The 15,972-nt window shown below is 73.5% G+C and carries 15 protein-coding genes and 1 pseudogene; 8 read left to right on the top strand and 8 right to left on the bottom strand.

From position 1 onward, the window contains the following. Positions 1-37: 37 nt before the first annotated feature. Positions 38-820: a calcium-binding protein gene (locus ACF073_RS16040; protein ID WP_392070315.1), complete on the bottom strand. Its 783-nt coding sequence runs from the start codon at positions 818-820 to the stop codon at positions 38-40. Positions 821-945: 125 nt separating this feature from the next. Further along, positions 946-4,074, bottom strand: coding sequence for a sacsin N-terminal ATP-binding-like domain-containing protein (locus tag ACF073_RS16035; protein ID WP_392070313.1), 3,129 nt, complete (start codon positions 4,072-4,074; stop codon positions 946-948). 153 nt (positions 4,075-4,227) lie between these two features. On the opposite strand from ACF073_RS16035, the gene ACF073_RS16030 reads away from it, so the two are divergent. After that, the gene (locus ACF073_RS16030) at positions 4,228-4,719 is read left to right on the top strand and encodes a hemerythrin domain-containing protein (protein WP_392070311.1); all 492 of its coding nucleotides are present in this window, start codon (positions 4,228-4,230) and stop codon (positions 4,717-4,719) included. 67 nt (positions 4,720-4,786) lie between these two features. Here the strand turns inward: ACF073_RS16030 and ACF073_RS16025 are convergent, their stop codons facing one another. Then, positions 4,787-5,749: a YihY/virulence factor BrkB family protein gene (locus ACF073_RS16025; RefSeq protein WP_392070309.1), complete on the bottom strand. Its 963-nt coding sequence runs from the start codon at positions 5,747-5,749 to the stop codon at positions 4,787-4,789. Between the two features lie 169 nt (positions 5,750-5,918). Here ACF073_RS16025 and ACF073_RS16020 point away from each other — a divergent pair, with 169 nt between their 5' ends. Next, a complete protein-coding gene (locus ACF073_RS16020; protein WP_392070307.1) occupies positions 5,919-7,550 on the top strand; it encodes an alkaline phosphatase D family protein in 1,632 nt (543 codons plus the stop codon). 2 nt (positions 7,551-7,552) lie between these two features. Here ACF073_RS16020 and ACF073_RS16015 read toward each other — a convergent pair whose 3' ends face one another. After that, the gene (locus tag ACF073_RS16015) at positions 7,553-7,798 is read right to left on the bottom strand and encodes a DUF397 domain-containing protein (protein ID WP_392070305.1); all 246 of its coding nucleotides are present in this window, start codon (positions 7,796-7,798) and stop codon (positions 7,553-7,555) included. Then, a complete protein-coding gene (locus ACF073_RS16010; protein ID WP_392070303.1) occupies positions 7,795-8,640 on the bottom strand; it encodes a helix-turn-helix domain-containing protein in 846 nt (281 codons plus the stop codon). The genes ACF073_RS16015 and ACF073_RS16010 overlap by 4 nt, the downstream gene beginning before the upstream one ends. 114 nt (positions 8,641-8,754) lie before the next feature. Between ACF073_RS16010 and ACF073_RS16005 the strand changes: the two are divergent. Then, positions 8,755-9,036, top strand: a pseudogene (locus ACF073_RS16005) (ATP-binding protein); the annotation flags it as partial. A gap of 119 nt (positions 9,037-9,155) precedes the next feature. On the opposite strand, the gene ACF073_RS16000 reads toward ACF073_RS16005, so the two are convergent. Beyond that, positions 9,156-10,079, bottom strand: a complete 924-nt coding sequence (locus ACF073_RS16000) for a DUF3027 domain-containing protein (RefSeq protein ID WP_392070301.1) — start codon at positions 10,077-10,079, stop codon at positions 9,156-9,158. 290 nt (positions 10,080-10,369) lie between these two features. On the opposite strand from ACF073_RS16000, the gene ACF073_RS15995 reads away from it, so the two are divergent. The 4 genes from ACF073_RS15995 (at position 10,370) to ACF073_RS15980 (ending at position 13,881) form a co-directional block, all read left to right on the top strand. Beyond that, entirely contained in the window at positions 10,370-11,773 is a 1,404-nt protein-coding gene (locus ACF073_RS15995) for an MFS transporter (RefSeq protein ID WP_392070299.1), read from the top strand. Positions 11,774-11,850: 77 nt separating this feature from the next. Next, positions 11,851-12,324: a DUF2771 domain-containing protein gene (locus ACF073_RS15990; protein ID WP_392070297.1), complete on the top strand. Its 474-nt coding sequence runs from the start codon at positions 11,851-11,853 to the stop codon at positions 12,322-12,324. After that, entirely contained in the window at positions 12,324-13,043 is a 720-nt protein-coding gene (locus ACF073_RS15985) for a futalosine hydrolase (RefSeq protein WP_392070962.1), read from the top strand. Before ACF073_RS15990 ends, ACF073_RS15985 begins: the two co-directional genes overlap by 1 nt. After that, complete coding sequence (locus ACF073_RS15980; protein WP_392070295.1) at positions 13,033-13,881, top strand: 1,4-dihydroxy-6-naphthoate synthase; 849 nt, start codon at positions 13,033-13,035, stop codon at positions 13,879-13,881. The genes ACF073_RS15985 and ACF073_RS15980 overlap by 11 nt, the downstream gene beginning before the upstream one ends. A gap of 14 nt (positions 13,882-13,895) precedes the next feature. Here ACF073_RS15980 and ACF073_RS15975 read toward each other — a convergent pair whose 3' ends face one another. After that, positions 13,896-14,279 carry a cold-shock protein gene (locus ACF073_RS15975; protein WP_392070293.1) on the bottom strand — a complete coding sequence of 128 codons (384 nt, stop codon included), beginning with the start codon at positions 14,277-14,279 and terminating at the stop codon, positions 13,896-13,898. Between the two features lie 175 nt (positions 14,280-14,454). Between ACF073_RS15975 and ACF073_RS15970 the strand changes: the two genes are divergently transcribed. Then, positions 14,455-14,718, top strand: coding sequence for a hypothetical protein (locus ACF073_RS15970; protein WP_392070291.1), 264 nt, complete (start codon positions 14,455-14,457; stop codon positions 14,716-14,718). Here the strand turns inward: ACF073_RS15970 and ACF073_RS15965 are convergent. After that, positions 14,682-15,320 carry an HAD family hydrolase gene (locus ACF073_RS15965; protein ID WP_392070289.1) on the bottom strand — a complete coding sequence of 213 codons (639 nt, stop codon included), beginning with the start codon at positions 15,318-15,320 and terminating at the stop codon, positions 14,682-14,684. The genes ACF073_RS15970 and ACF073_RS15965 overlap by 37 nt on opposite strands. Positions 15,321-15,972: the final 652 nt, after the last annotated feature.

Genomic DNA, 15,972 nt, shown 5'->3' with positions numbered 1-15,972 from the left:
GCTGGGCGGGCGGAACGGCGCCGCCCGCTCGGCTCGTCTACTGCACGTCGATGAAGTCACCGGCGGCGCTGACCGCCGGGGTGGTCGACGTGCCCGCGAAGGAGTAGCGGTAGTAGCCGTCGGCCGAGGCCGTCACGGTGGTCTTCAGGTTGCCCTTGGAGTCCGTGTTGACGGTCTTCACCGTGCTGTAGGTGCTGGAGTCCTTCTTGCGGAACTGGAGCTTGACCGGCTGCGCGGTGTAGCCGGAGTACGTGCCGGCGTCCCAGTTGGCGCGGGTGAGGGCGCCCGTGACGGTGATCGTCTTGCCCTTCTTCACCGGCTCCGGGGCGGCGTTGACCGTGAGCTTGGACAGCCGCTGCGCCTGGAAGGACTTGACGTTCTCCTTCAGGACGTAGTCGTTGTCCTTGCCCTGGGCGATCGCCCAGACCTTCCAGCCGCCGGCCACGGAGTTGATCAGGTTCTCCTGGGCCGTCAGGGTGTAGGTCGCCTTGCAGGTCGCGGTGGTGGCGTCGACCTTGGTGCAGGCGGAGCGGCCGTCGCTGGTGTTGGCGACGGCACCGCTGTCGGAGTGGTCCATGTCCGTGCCGTGGTACAGGATCGCCTGCGCCCAGGCGATCCCGGAGTTGTCCGTGGCGGTGAAGGACACGGTGATGGTCTTGGTCCCGGTCGCGCTCACGACGACGGGCTTGCCGCCGTTGACCACGACGTTCGAGATCTTGGTGTCGCCGCGGCTCTCGTCGGCGGCCTGGGCGGCGGGGACCGCCAGGACGGACAGCGCCAGAGCGCCGAGGACGACGGTGCCTGCGACTCGCGTACGCATTGGGTGTGGTTCTCCCCGTGATCATGAAGACGGTTGCCGCATGATCAGATCCACGACCCCGCGCAGAGGTTGTACGCGCTTGAAGTAATTTCCGGACTTGTGTCCGACGTCACACGCGGTCGCGTTCAGTCGAACCAGCGGTCCCTGGCCAGCTCCTCCGTCCGGGACGGGTCCTCCAGCAGCGCGGCCACCTCGAACCGCCTCGGCCACTGTCCCGCCGCCCAGGCGAGCCCCGCCGCGACCCCCTCCAGGGTGGCCGCGTGCGGCACCCCGTCGTCGGTGAGCCGCCAGTCGATCTCCACGCCGTCCACGACCAGTTCCTCGTGCTCGACGTACGTCCGGGGCGTGCCGGGCCCGAGCAGCACCCGCACCGGCTCCGGTACGTCGTGCTCGGTCCCCTCGGAGTGCACCTCGCCGGAGACGGACTCGCTCAGCCGCCGCACCTGGAACAGCTCGGCCAGTTCGGCGGCCAGCGCGGGCCGCACCGGCAGCAGCGGCATCCCGGCGGTGAACGGCAGCAGGTCCGGGGAGTCGACCACGACGGCCGCGCCGGCGTCCACGACCTCCACCCGCCCGTCCACCACGGCCCGCAGCTCGTCCGGCAGGGTGACCCGCTCGGGGTCGAGTTCGGCCAGCGCGCCGTACAGCGCGTGCAGCTGGCCGGAGGTGACCGGGCGGTCCGGGTCGGCGAGCCGCTCCAGCAGCTCGGCCGCGCCGCCGGGCTCGTCCAGCAGCGCGCCGACGGAGGTGCGCACGCCGAGCGCCCGCAGCACCTGCTCGTCCTCGAACCCGGTGGCGTCGGCCTCGTCGTAGAGCCCGCGCAGCAGCGGGTCGCCGCCGGCCGCGAGGAGTCCGGCCGGGCGCCGCCCGTCGAGCACCGGGTGGCCGCGCAGCCACCAGGCGGTGTACGGGCGGACGACCTCGTGGGTGCCGTCGGGCAGCAGGACGCGCACCGGCTGGATCAGGGCGTCCCGCAGCGGCGGCCGGGCCAGCAGGGAGAGCGCCTCGGGCCAGTGGTCGTCGTCCACCAGGTCCAGGTCGCGGACGGCGACGAGTTCGGTGGCGACCGGCGGCACGGGGCTGTCCGGGAACCGGTCGAGGATGTCCTCGGACCACACGTCCACGGCGTCCAGCAGTCCGGCGTCGTCGGGCTCGGCGTAGTCGCCCTCCCGGGGCTCCAGCTCGTCCGGGTCGAGGACCACGTCGGTGGCGCGGACCAGCGCGAAGTCGGCGAGCACCCCGCACGCGGCGAGCGGCTGCTCGCCCCACTTCTCGGCCAGGCCGGCGTCCACGGCCGCCAGTTCGCCCTCCCGGATGACCCGGGCGAAGGGGCTGCCGGGGAAGACCAGCTCACCGGCGGGCGCCGGTTCCCCGTCCTCGTCGGGCAGCGCGAGGGCGCCGAGCCAGGGCTCGTCGCCGGGTTCGAGGCCCGCGCCCTGTACCAGGGCGAGCACGGTGTCGGCCAGTTCCTCGGCGTCCGGCGCCTCCTGCTCCCAGTCGAGCCCGCCGTCCTCGTCGAGGGAGGCCGCCACGGCGGCCCGCACCTGCGGCGTGGTCAGCACCGCGCGCGGGGTGGCGGGCAGCGCGCCCAGCTTCTCCAGCAGCGGATGCGCGGCGTCCGCGTGGGCGACCTTCAGCCCGAGCCGGGCCAGGACCTCGGGGTCGGTCAGGGCCGTGTCCGGGGCGGGCAGCAGCACCTGCCGGGGCCCGATGGTGGTCCGCCCGTCCGCGAGGGGCACCGGCAGCCCGGACAGCCGCTCGGGGTCGACCCCGGCGAGGCTGTCGTAGAGCCGCCACCACCACTCGGGGTCCTTCTCCAGACCGGCGAGCCGGTCGACGGCGTCGGCCAGCGGCAGCCGGGCGACCCCGAGGGTGCGCAGCTCGACGCGGCGTTCCAGACCGGCCGGGAGCAGGGTGGGCAGCACCTCGGCCAGCACCCGTACGGTGTCGGCCCCGGCGCCCTCCACGATCTCGGCGTCCCGGGGCCGCAGGGCCTCCGGCAGCTCGTCGTCGCCCCGCAGCTCGACGGCCGGCGGCAGGAAGGCGGTGCGCGGCAGCCGCTCCAGCACGGCCTGCCGCAGCGCCCCGTCCAGCTCGCCCTTGCCGAGCGGCCCCGGCACCAGGTCGATGATCTGGTGCGTCACCGGCCGCCAGGCGGCGAGCAGTTCGGCGTAGGCGTCGGCGGCGCGCTGCACCAGGTGGTCGGTGAGGGGGCCGGGGACCGCGTGGCGCCGGGCGGTGTCCAGCGGGAAGGAGGCGATGAGCAGCGCGGGCACGCCCAGCGGCTCGTCGCTCGGGGTGGGCGCGTGCACGACCGGGCTGGTGCGGGGCCGGACCGGCGCCCCGTACGCGTCGACGGGCACCGCCCAGGTCACCGACCAGTGGGGCCGCAGCCGCTCCTCGACCGGGCGGCCTTCGAGCAGGTCCGGGGTGAGCGGCCCGTGCGCCGAGGCGGTGCGCCAGTGGGTGACGCCCTCCCGGGAGTCCTCCACGACCGTGAAGGCGCCGTCGGTGCGGCGGCTCAGCGTGCGCGGCGCCTGCCCCTCGATCTCCACGACGACCTCGGCGAGCCCCGGCAGGGCGAGCAGCAGGGCGTCGTCCACGCCGCCGAGCAGCCGCTCGGCCAGATCGGCGGCGGCGGTGTCCCGCAGGGGCAGGATGACGGCGGTGTCGTACGGCTCGGGCGCGGTGCCCTCGGCGGCGAAGGGCAGCCGCAGCAGCGGTACGTGCCCGTCCCGGCGGCGCACCTCGTCGCCGAGCCCTGGGCTGTGCCGGGCGGTGTCGGCGGCCAGCTCCCGGGCCTCGGCGAGCGACCAGCGCACCCCGCCGTGCCGCCCCACGATCGCGGGCTCGTCGGTCACCGCGAGGACGGCGGCGAAGCCGACGCCGAACCGGCCCACCGCGCTCCGCGTCGTCTCGTTCTCCCGCTTGGCGGAGGCCCGCAGCGTGGACAGCGACTCGACGCCGGCCGCGTCCAGCGGCGCCCCGGTGTTCGCGGCGACCAGCACGCCGTCACGGAGGGTGAGCCGCAGCCGTCCGGGCGTCCCGGCCCGTGCGGCGGCGTCGGCGGCGTTCTGGGCCAGCTCGACGACGAGCCGGTCCCGGTACCCGCCGAGGACGAGGTCCTCCTCGGCGTTGGCGTCCTCCCGGAACCGGGCGGGACTGGTCGCCCACGCGTCGAGCACACCGCGACGCAGACGGGCGGTGCCGAAGGGGTCGGCGCCCTCGGCCGCCGGCCGCACGAACTTGCTCACGTTGACTCTCCTCTACGACGTGAGGTCGAAGGTACAGCGCGAGCGGGCCCGGGGCCGAAGGGGTGCGCCGGCCACGAGAGCCGGGGCCTTCAGGGGGTAGGCGGTAGGGGCTGGACCCCGTCACGCGAAAGACCCGAAAGAGGTGCCGTCAGCATGGCCAGGACACAGGACGTCGTCGAGCTGATCCTCCAGGACCACCGGCGCATGGAGGAGCTCTTCCACCGGATGCGGAGCGTCGAGGCCGACCGGGCCGCCGCGCTGGAGGAGTTCTCCCAGCTGCTGATCGCCCACGCGCAGGCCGAGGAGTCCGAGGTGTATCCCGCCCTCAAGCGGTACCGGAACATCGACGACGAGGAGGTCGAGCACGGCGAGCACGAGCACGACGAGGGCAACAAGGCGCTGCTCGACCTCCTCCAGGTCGAGGAGGTGGGCTCCGAGGAGTGGGACGAGAAGCTGGAGGAGCTGGTGAAGGCCGTCAACCACCACACCGACGAGGAGGAGCGCACCATCCTCAACGGGGCCCGCGAGAACGTGGCGATGGAGCGGCGCGAGGAGCTGGGCGCGGCCTTCCTGGAAGAGCGCGGCCGTCAGCTGAAGGCCGGCTGCGGCTCGCTGGACAACGTGCGCCGCGTCGTCGGCGCCTGACCCGCGCCGCCCGCCGGGGCCGGCCCCCGCCAGGCCCCGAGAGCCCCGCCAGGACCCCCGGCCGGTGTCAGGACCCCGGCCCGGGGTCCGGCCGGACGGGCCGGCCCACGTCCGCGCGGGCCGCCTCCAGCTGCGCGGCGAACGCGATGCCGAGGAAGAGCGCGATCCCCGTCAGGTTGGCCCACAGCAGCAGCGCCACGAAGGCCGTGAGCGGCCCGTACACCGCGCCGAAGGAGCCGCTGCGGGAGACGTACAGCGCCAGCAGCAGGGTCGCGGCCACCCACAGCACCAGGTGGACGGCGGAGCCGAACGCCAGCCAGGTGTAGCCGGGCTGGTCCCGGCGCGGTGACCAGCGGAAGATGACGGCGGAGGCGATCCAGGCCAGGACCGTGCCCACCGGGATCTCCAGGGCGCCCCACCACGCCGGGGGGTGCGCCCGCCCAAGCGCCTCGGCCGTCGCGGCACCGACGGGCTGCCCCGCGACCAGTACCAGGAAGCCCAGCACCATCGGCAGCCCGGCGGCGACGGCGAGCAGCACGGCACGCCCGTACTTGCGCGGGAAGGGCCGGTCCCGCTCGATGCCGTAGATGCGGTTGGCGCCCCGCTCGACCTGCCCCATGGCCGACGCCAGGTTGACGACGGAGAAGAGGAGGCCGAGGCAGAGCGCGACCGTGCCCCAGGTGCCGGAACCGGCGGTGCGGCGGGTGCCGCGCAGGGCGTCCTGGACCACGTCCGAGCCGCCGCCCGGCACGATCCGGCCGAGGGTCAGCTCGATGACGCGCCCCACGATCTCGGTGTGCGCGGCCGAGGCGAGGCCGACCAGCGCGATGGTGAACGGCATCATGCCCAGCACGATCTGGAAGCCGAGGGCGCGCGCGTTGGTGAAGCCGTCGGCGTAGCGGAACCGGGAGAAGGCGTCGAGCAGCAGCCGTACGCCCCCGTAGCGCCGCAGCGCGGCGAACGCCTCGTCGCCGGAGAGTTCCTCCCCGATCATGTCCCGTGTCTGCGGTACGTGCTCCGCCGTCCCCATGGTCTGCTTCTCCCTCCCCGCGGGCGGCGTCCGCCCGCCTCTGTGCGCATGCCCGCGCCGGACGGTGGCAGACGCGGTACATGCCCGGCGGGCTCCCGCGGACCGCCGGGCCGGTACGGTCGGCACGGCCGTTCCTTTCCGGACTCCGCGAGACAGGAAGGCGGATCGCGTGGCCGAACTGCGCCTTGGACCCGTGCTCAGATACACCGACGGCTCGTGCGCGACCGTGTGGGTCGAGACGAGCGGCCCCTGCACCGCCCGGGTGGTCTGCTCGGACGGGGCGGGCGGCGCGGCCCCCACGTTCCAGGTGGCCGGGCACCACTACGCGCTGGTCACGGTGACCGGCCTCGCGGCGGGCGGCTCACCGTCCTACGAGGTGTTCCTCGACGACACCCCGGTCTGGCCGCTGCCCGACTCCCGTTTCCCGCCCTCCGTCATCCGGACGCCCGGCACCGGCGAGGCCCTGCGGGTCACCTTCGGCTCGTGCCGCTGGGCCGCGCCCCCGGCGGACGGCAAGGACCCGGTCGGCCCCGACGCCCTGGACACCCTCGCCATCCGGCTCGCGGCCGACCCCGGGGCGGAGCGCCCGGACGTCCTGCTGCTGCTGGGCGACCAGGTCTACGCGGACGAGACCTCCGAGGAGACCCGGCGCTGGCTGGCCGGCCGCCGCGATCTCGACCGGCCGCCCGGCAGCCAGGTCGCGGACTACGAGGAGTACTGCCACCTCTACTACGAATCGTGGCTGGACCCCGAGGTCCGCTGGCTGCTGTCCACCGTGCCCAGCTTCATGATCTTCGACGACCACGACATCGTGGACGACTGGAACACCTCCGCCGCCTGGCTCGAAGACATGCGCGCCACCGACTGGTGGCAGCGGCGGCTGCTGAGCGGCCTGATGTCCTACTGGGTCCACCAGCACCTGGGCAACCTCTCCCCCGCCGAGCTGGCCGAGGACCCGACCTGGGCGGCGGTACGCGCCGCACCGGACGGCACGGACGCGCTGCGCGCCTTCGCCGAGCAGGCCGACGCCGACTCCGCCGCGGTCCGCTTCAGCTACCGGCGCGACTTCGGCCGGGTCCGGGTGGTGATGGTCGACTCCCGGGCCGCGCGGGTCCTCGCCGAGGAGAGCCGCGCGATGCTCGACCCGGGCGAGGCCGACTGGCTGCGCGCCCAGGTGCTGGACGACGAGGGGGCCTACGACCATCTGCTGATCGGCACCTCGCTGCCCTGGCTGCTGCCGCACCTGGTGCACGACGCCGAGGCGTGGGACGCGGCCCTGTGCGCCGGGGAGCGGGGCCCGCGCTGGGCCCGCTTCGGCGAGTGGCTGCGCCGCGCCGCCGACCTGGAGCACTGGGCGGCCTTCCCCCGCTCCTTCGCCGACCTCGCCCACCTCATCGCGGAGGCCGGGTCGGCGCCGGGCGCCCCGGCGAGCATCAGCGTGCTCTCCGGGGACGTGCACCACGGCTACGTCGCGCGGGCGTCCTGGCGGTCCGGTGACCCCGGGATACCCGTGCACCAGCTCACCTGCTCACCGGTGCACAACTCGGTGCCCCGGATGATGCGGGTCGGCTTCCGCTTCGGCTGGAGCGGGGCGGCCCGCCTGCTGGGGCGGCTGGTGTCCCGCCACGGCCGGTGCGGGCGGCCTCCGGTCCGGTGGCGCAAGCGGGGCGGTCCCTGGTTCGGCAACCAGCTGATGACGCTGACCCTGGACGGCCGTACGGCCAGGCTGCGCCTGGAACGCACCGGCTCCGACAAGACCTTGCACATCGTGCACGAGGCCGAGCTGACGGAGGGGTCCTGAGTTCAGTTCCGGGCGGCGTACGAGACGAAGTCCGACCAGGTGGCAGGGGCGACGGTGAGGACGTCTCCGCCGGTCTGCTTGGAGTCTCTGATGTGGATGGTGGTGGGGGTGGGGGCGATGGCTACTTCGATGCAGGAGTCGCCGTCGGGGCCGTCGCTGTAGCTGCTCTTGAACCAGTCCAGGCCGAGTTCGACGCAGGAGTCGCCTTCATTGCCATCGCTGTAGCTGCTCTTGAACCAGCGGATCATGTCTCTCCCAGCAGGTGCTCGATGAGGGCTGACGACTCCCCCGGCGGAAGAGCCTGCGCCCGGATGGTGCTGTACCGCAGCTCAAGGACGCGCAGCTCACGCAGATTCGAAACCGGACGACCGTTGAACGCGCCGTCGGAGCGGCCGACAGCCGTGCCGTCCTCGAACTTGAGCAACTCGATCCTTCCGCTCATGCCAGGGTGCGGCGGGCTGTCCAACGGCATCACTTGAAGCACGACGTTGTTCAACCGCCCAATCTCCAGCAGGCGTTCGAACTGCTGTTGCCGCACCATTGTGCCCCCAACCTTGCGGCGCAACGTCGTCTCCTCCAGGACGAAGCTGAGGGCGGGCGCAGGCGTCCGCTCGAAGATTGATTGGCGAGCCATGCGAGCAGCTACTCGTCGCTCAAGATCCTTGGATGAATACGGAGGCTGCCAGCACTCCAGCAGGGCTCGTGCGTGCTCCGGCGTCTGCAACAAACCGTGAACGCTGCTGCAGACGTACACCCCGATCTCAACCGCCTTCGCCTCCACCTCCGCCAGGTCCCGCACCTTCTTCGGATACCGGACCTTCTCCACGTCCTCCTTCATCGCCGCCAGCAAGCCGCCCGCCTTCAAGACCCCGTCGGCCTTGTCCAGGTACTCCGGCCTGGGAATCCGCTTCCCGGACTCCACCTTGTAGACCATGTCCTCGCCGTACCCCACGGCCTTGCCGAAGTCCGCCGCGCGCATCCCCACCGCCTCCCGGCGGAGCTTCAGCTGGCGTCCCACCGTCGCGGTGACCGCGAGCCCCCACTCGTCGTCCGGCTCGACCTCCCAGCCCGGCTCCTCTTCCTCACTCACGCCGCCGCACCCCTTTCGACAGTCGGGACACCCCCGGACAACGCCAGGACAGTGACCGTACGCAACCGCTCCGTGACTTTTCACAGGTAAGCAGGGGCGGCCACGCTGAGTGATGTGAACCAGGAAATCTCCACCCCCATCCCGAACTTCACGGCACGGCTGTCCGCCACGCCCCACGGCGCACGGCAGGCCAGGCTGCTCGCGGTCGAGCAACTCCGGTCCTGGGGGCTGCCCTTGGACCCGGCGGAGCTGATCGTGGCGGAATTAGCCGCCAACGCGGCCAGTCACGGCCGGGTGGCCGGGCGGAACTTCCGGCTGACGCTGTACGCGGTCGGCGGGACCCTCCGCATCGAGGTGACGGACACGCGCGGTGACCGGCTGCCCGAGCGGAGGCGTGCGGGGGCCGAGGACGACTCGGGGCGGGGGCTGATCCTCGTGGACACGCTGGCCGAGCGCTGGGGTACGGCGCTCGGCCCGGCCCCGCGGAAGACCGTGTGGGCCGAGGTCCGCGTGGGTCAGGAGTGGCCCAGCTCCGCCGTCTCCTCGTCGCCCGCCTCCGGGACCGAGCCCGAGTCACGGGCCGGGCGCAGCGGGAACGCGTCGACCTTCATCTCGTCGATGACCGGCGGCGCGGGCTGCGGGGGCTTGGGCATGACCGCCGCCTCCGAGTGGCCGCCGCAGCCGTAGGACAGGGAGACCACGCGGCCGTCGGCCGGGGCGAACTCATTGGCGCAGACACCGAAGGCCTGGCCGAGGGAGCCGCCGATGGGGGTGAGGAAGCCGCAGGTCAGACAGGTGGCCGGGGCCGCCTGGGCCATCGCCGTCTTGGGGCCGAAGGCCTCTTCCCAGCGGTCGGCGGCGGTGTACAGGCCGTAGCGGGACAGGACGCGGGCGCGGCGCAGGCCCAGCTCCTCGGCGATCGCGGCGATCGAGCCGCGCTTCGGCGTCGGCTGGACGGCGGGGGCGCCCGCGGTGACGTCGGCGTCCTCGGCCTCCGCCAGCTCCCGCATCTCCTCGGAGACGACCGAGTTCGGCGGCGGCTCCTCCTCGCCCGTGTAGCCGGGTTCCAGGCGCAGGTCGTCCTGGTCGGTGGGGAGCAGGTCGCCGGGGCCGAGGTCGCCGGGGCGCAGCCGCTCGCTCCACGGCACCCACTCGGGGGCCAGGAGGGCGTCGGGGCCGGGCAGGAGGACCGCCTCGTCCAGCGTGACGATCTTGGCGCGGGAGGCGCGGGCCACCGTCACGGCCCAGCGCCAGCCCCGGTAGCCGAGTTCCTTGCAGGCGAAGAAGTGCGTGACGACACGGTCGCCCTCCGACACCAGGCCGGCGTGCTCGCCGACCACGCCGGGTGCGGCGGCCTCCTCGGCGGCGGCGCGTGCGAGGTCGACGGCCTCGGCGCACAGGCGGTCGGGGGTGCGGCTTCGCGTGGTCGCTGCGCTCACAGGTATCGCTTCTCTCCTACGCCGTCTCGTCGAGTGCGGCTGCCTCCGGCGGTTTCGCGGACGGAGCGGACCTGGGGACCGCATCGACGTCTGCATCCGCACGCCTGGGCGCACCTCTGCCATCTATTCTGCGTTATGGCTGAGATAGGCACGCTACACCGGACGAGATTCGTCGTTTTTCCCACCCGCCCACCAGCCGGGTCCGACCGGAACCCGCGGGGGCCCCGGCGGGGATCCTGACGCGGCCGTACGCGCCGGATCCGCGCTATACGGCCGGATCTCGGGGCACTATGAACGTCGTGGCAGCCGCGGACAGGGCGAGTGGTCGGGGCGGCGGGTCGGGCCGGGTGGGCGGTGCCGTCCGCGCGATGGGCCGTGCCCTGCACTTTCCGTTCACCGGCGCGGCGCGCGGGATCCGCAAGGCCACGCACGCGCACGGGGCCGGCGAGTCGGGCCTCGGCAAGCTGATCGAGCTGCACGCGGTGAACGGCGCCGGGGACGTCATGATCACCGTGGCGCTGGCGTCGACGGTGTTCTTCTCCGTGCCGACCGACGAGGCACGCGGGCGGGTCGCGCTCTACCTCGCCATCACCATGGCGCCCTTCACGGTCCTCGCCCCGGTCATCGGGCCGCTCCTGGACCGGCTGCCGCACGGGCGGCGCGCGGCGATGGCCGGGGCGATGCTGGCGCGGGCACTGCTCGCGCTGATCATCTCGGGGGCGGTGGCGAGCGGCAGCCTCCAGCTGTATCCGGCGGCGCTGGGCGTCCTGGTGGCGTCCAAGGCGTACGGCGTGGTCCGCAGCGCCGTCGTACCGCGGCTGCTGCCGCCGCGGTTCTCGCTGGTGAAGGCCAATTCCCGGGTCACCCTCGCCGGACTGCTGGCCACCGGGGCCGCCGCGCCGGTGGCGGCCGGGCTGCATGTGCTCGGCGATCCCTGGCCGCTCTACGGCGCCTTCGTGATCTTCGTCGGGGGTACGTTCCTGTCGTTCTCGCTGCCGCCCGCCGTGGACTCGGCCAAGGGCGAGGACAGGGCGCTGCTCGCGGCCGAGGAGGGCCGTCCGCGCGGGCCGCTGCCCGGGCAGCAGGCCAAGCGGCCGGGGCTGCGGACGGTGGGGCCCGCCGTCACCCACGCGCTCGGCGCCAACGCCGCCCTGCGCTGCCTGTCCGGCTTCCTGATCTTCTTCCTCGCCTTCCTGCTGCGCGAGCACCCGCTGACCGGGCAGAGCGCGGCGGTGTCGCTGGGCATAGTCGGGGTCGCGGCCGGCACGGGCAACGCCCTGGGGACGGCCGTGGGAGCCTGGCTGCGCTCCCGCGCCCCGGAGGTCATCATCGTGACCGTCGTCGCGGTGGTGCTCGGTGCCGCGGTCGTCGCCGCCCTGTTCTTCGGGGCGTTCCTGGTGGCGTGTCTCGCCGCGGTCGCCGGGTTCGGGCAGGCGCTGGCCAAGCTGGCGCTGGACGCGCTGATCCAGCGGGACGTGCCGGAGCTGGTGCGCTCCTCGGCGTTCGCCCGCTCCGAGACGCTGCTCCAGATGGCGTGGGTGTTCGGCGGCGCGGTCGGCATCGTGATGCCGCTGAACGGCACGGTGGGACTGCTGGTGGGAGCCGCGTTCGTGGCCGTCGGCTGGCTGGGCACGCTGCGGGGGCTGCTCGCCGCGGCACGGCACGGCGGCCGGGCACGGCCCCGGGTGGCCTGACGGCACCTGGCGTAACGAACCGGGCACGCCGCACCCCACGTGGGCGGACCGCTCCGGGCGCCCGATAGCCTTCCGCCATGACCACGCTGCAATCCGTTGTGCGACGCCGCCGCGCCGTCGCCGTCGCCGGTGCCGTTTCCGCCGGACTGCTCGTCCTTTCGGCCTGTGACAAGCCGTCTCCCGTCGCGACGATCACCGTCGACGGGACCTCGGTCAACTCCGAGGCCCTCTGCTACAACGACGGCAAGGCGCTGGACGCCAAGTCGCTGGACAAGTGCGTCAAGAAGGCCGGTGACGCGAAGTCGATCAAGGTCGGCCAGGACGAGACCGTCCGCATCGGCGTCGACCCGAAGATCGCGGACGCGGGCTGGGTCGTGCTGGTCAACGGCCGCCCGTTCAGCGACATCAGCAAGCAGACGTACCGCACGCTCCCCTACGGGGCGTTCTTCTCGGAGCAGTACGGCACGGGCGGCTCCACCAACACGCTCACGATCCAGATGGGCGACAAGGCGAGGCAGGGCTTCTGGGCCTTCAAGCTGAAGAAGGGCTGATCACGACGTCCGCGCCGGTCCTTGTCGCCACCGCCGTCCCCGTCGAGCGGGACGCGGTGGCCCGGGCGCTGCCCGGACCCGCCGAGGACGTACCGCTGCCGGGCGCGGCGCTGAGCCGTACGCCGTCCGGCTGGGACCTGCTGGCCGCCGGGGTCGGCCCGGCGCTCGCCGCCGCGAGCACCGCCTCCGCCCTGACCGCCGCCGCGCTGGCCGGCCGCCCCTACGGGCTGGTCGTCTGCGCCGGGATCGGCGGCGGCTTCGCGCCCGACGCGCCCGTCGGCTCGCTCGTCGTCGCCGACGCCGTCACGGCCGCCGATCTGGGCGCCGAGACCGCGGACGGCTTCCTCGCCGTCACCGAACTCGGTTTCGGTACCGTCACCCACCGCCCGCCGGAATCACTCGTACGAGTCGTGTCCGAGGCCACCGGAGCCCGTACCGGCACCATCCTGACCGTCTCCACGGTGACCGGCACCGCCGGCCGCGCCGCCGCCCTGCGCGCCCGCCACCCGGGCGCGCTGGCCGAGGGCATGGAGGGGTTCGGGGTGGCGGAGGCCGCCGCCGCGCACGGGGTGCCCGTGCTGGAGATCCGCGCGGTCTCCAACCCGGTCGGGCCCCGCGACCGCGCCGCCTGGCGCATCGGCGACGCCCTGGCCGCCCTCGCCGAGGGGTTCGGGAAGCTCGCGCCCGCACTGGAGAGTTGGAACCCGTATGACCACTGAGCCGCTGCAGATCGCGTACTCCCCCTGCCCGAACGACACCTTCGTCTTCGACGCCCTGGCCCACGGCCGGGTCCCCGGCGCCCCCGCGCTGGACGTGACCTTCGCCGACATCGACCTCACCAACGGCATGGCCGAGCGCGGCGAGTTCGACGTGCTGAAGGTGTCGTACGCCGTCCTGCCGTACGTCCTCGGCGAGTACGCGCTGCTGCCGTGCGGCGGCGCGCTGGGCCGGGGCTGCGGGCCGCTGGTGCTCACCCGGGAGCCCGGGACCGACCTGAAGAGCCGTACGGTCGCGGTGCCGAGCGAGAAGTCGACGGCCTATCTGCTGTTCCGCCTCTGGGCCGCGCAGACCGTGCCGGGCGGGGTCGGCGAGATCGTCGTCATGCCGTTCCACGAGATCATGCCGGCCGTGCGGGACGGCAAGGTGGACGCGGGCCTGGTGATCCACGAGGCCCGGTTCACCTACCAGAACTACGGGCTGCACAAGCTCGCCGACATGGGCGAGCACTGGGAGCGGACCACCGGTCTCCCGATCCCGCTGGGCGCCATCATCGCCAAGCGTTCACTGGGCGCCGGGGCGCTGACGCTGCTCGCCGACTCCGTCCGTACGTCGGTGCGGGCCGCCTGGGACGACCCCGAGATCTCCCGGCCGTACGTCATGGCCCACGCCCAGGAGATGGACCCGGCCGTCGCCGACCAGCACATCGGGCTGTACGTCAACGAGTTCACCGCCGACCTCGGCGAGGACGGCTATGCGGCGGTCCGCGGGCTGCTCAGCCGTGCGGCGGCCGAGGGGCTCGTTCCGCCCCTCGGCCCGGACGCACTCGCTTTTCCCTGAGGTTTCTCCGGAGGTCACACGTCCAGCTGGTCGGCGACCGCGCGGAGCAGGCCGGCGATCTTCCCGCCGGAGGCCTTGTCGGGGTAACGGCCCTTCTCCAGCATCGGCGTGATGTTCTCGAGAAGGGTCGTCAGATCCTGCACGATCGAAGCCAGCTCGTCGGGCTTCTTGCGCTGGGCGGCGGCGACCGAGGGCGTCGGGTCGAGCAGGATCACCGACAGGGCCTGGTCACCGCGCTGACCGGCGACGACACCGAACTCCACGCGCTGGCCCGGCTTGAGTACATCGACTCCGTCGGGGAGAACAGAGGAATGGACGAAGACGTCGCCGCCGTCGTCGCGGGAGAGAAAGCCGAAGCCCTTCTCACTGTTGAACCACTTGACCTTGCCGGTAGGCACGTCTGTCCTCGTCCTCGTACTCGTCGGGAAAACTACTTCGGAAACGGCTCTTGATAGCAGTAGAGCGGGTCGACCATGACCCGCCGCTACCAAGCGCTACCAAGGCTAATGGTCTTCGGGCGGGTGACAAGACGTCCCCCGGTTGTTCTCTCGGGCAGGGAACTACCCTGGTCCGGTGCGTGACAAAACCCAAACGAATTCCGCCGCGCCCGGTGACCGGCTGATCCGCGCCGGTGCGGTCGTCTTCTTCCTCGGAGCCGTGGCCACCCTCGTCACGGTGGCCCCGCTGTTCTTCGGGGCGAAGCCTTTTCCGACCTACATGTTCGGTCTGAGCATGCTCATGGCCGTCGGTTTTCTCGTCGCGGGCGCAGGTGTCCTGCGGTCCGTCGCCGCCGGGCGGCGTCAGGCGCGGGGGGTGTCCCCGGGCGCCTCGCGGTAGCCGCTGAGCCACGCCGGGAAGGCGGACAGGTCCGTCAGGACCACGTCCGCGCCGGCCGCGTGCAGCTCGTCGGCGGGGCAGGGGCCGGTCGCCACGGCGACCGAAAACGCACCCGCGGCGCGGGCTCCGCGCACGTCTCCGACGTGGTCGCCGACGTACACGGCGGCGCCGTGCTCGCGCAGCGCCGCCGCCTTCTGCTCCGCCCACAGGTCGCCGACGACCACGTCCGGCTCGATGCCGAGGTGGGCCAGGTGCAGCTTGGCGTTCGGCTCGTACTTCGCGGTGACCACCATCGTCCGGCCGCCGGCCGCCCGCACCGCGTCGATCGCCTCGCGGGCGCCGGCCATGGCGGGCGTCGCGGCGATGGCTATGGACGGGTACATCTCCCGGTACAGACCGGCCATCGCCGGCACCTGCTCGGCCGGGAACCAGTGGATCAGCTCATCGGCGAGCGGCGGCCCGAGGCGGGTGACCGCGAGATCGGCGTCGATGTACGCGCCGGTGCGCTCCGCCAGTGCCAGGTAGCAGGCACGGATGCCCGGCCGGGAGTCGATGAGCGTCATGTCGAGGTCGAACCCGACGGTGAGGGTGGTGGAGGCCATGGGGGCCATTCTGCCGGGTACCGCCCGGCGGGGGGCCGGCTGCTCGATCGCCGGGCGCGGGCCGGTGGGGGCCGATCGCGCAGTTCCCCGCGCCCCTAAAAGCGGGGCCACGCCGCGAGGACGAACGCCGGATCCCCCGTGCCGGACGGCGGGGGCTGATCGCGCAGTTCCCCGCGCCCCTAAAAGCGGGGCCGCGCCGTGAGGGCGAGCGGCCGATCCCCCGTGCGGACCGTGGTCGGCTGGTCGCGCAGTTCCCCGCGCCCCTGGGTGGGACCGGCTGGCTCGGCTGAAAAGCGGGCGACCCACAAGCGCCCGAAGGGGCGCGGGGAACTGCGCGGGCCGGAGCCACCGGGCCGCAGGCGGGAGCAGGGCCCCAACCCCCGCGGCGGACAGCCGGGCCGCCCGCAGGGCGCCAGGGGCGCGGGGAACTGCGCGAGGCGGAGCCACCGGGCCGCAGGCGGAAGCAGACCCCCAACCCCCACGGCGCACAGCCGGGCCGCCCGCAGGGCACCAGGGGCGCGGGGAACTGCGCGGGACGGAGCCACCGGGCCGCAGACGGAAGCAGACCCCCAACCCCCACGGCGCACAGCCGGGCCGCCCGCAGGGCACCAGGGGCGCGGGGAACTGCGCGGGACGGAGCCACCGGGCCGCG

It is taken from the genome of Streptomyces sp. NPDC015171, from assembly GCF_043079545.1.
Lineage (GTDB): Bacteria > Actinomycetota > Actinomycetes > Streptomycetales > Streptomycetaceae > Streptomyces.
The sequence above is the reverse complement of the archived record's forward strand: the minus strand, read 5'-3'. Positions and strand labels throughout refer to the sequence as shown.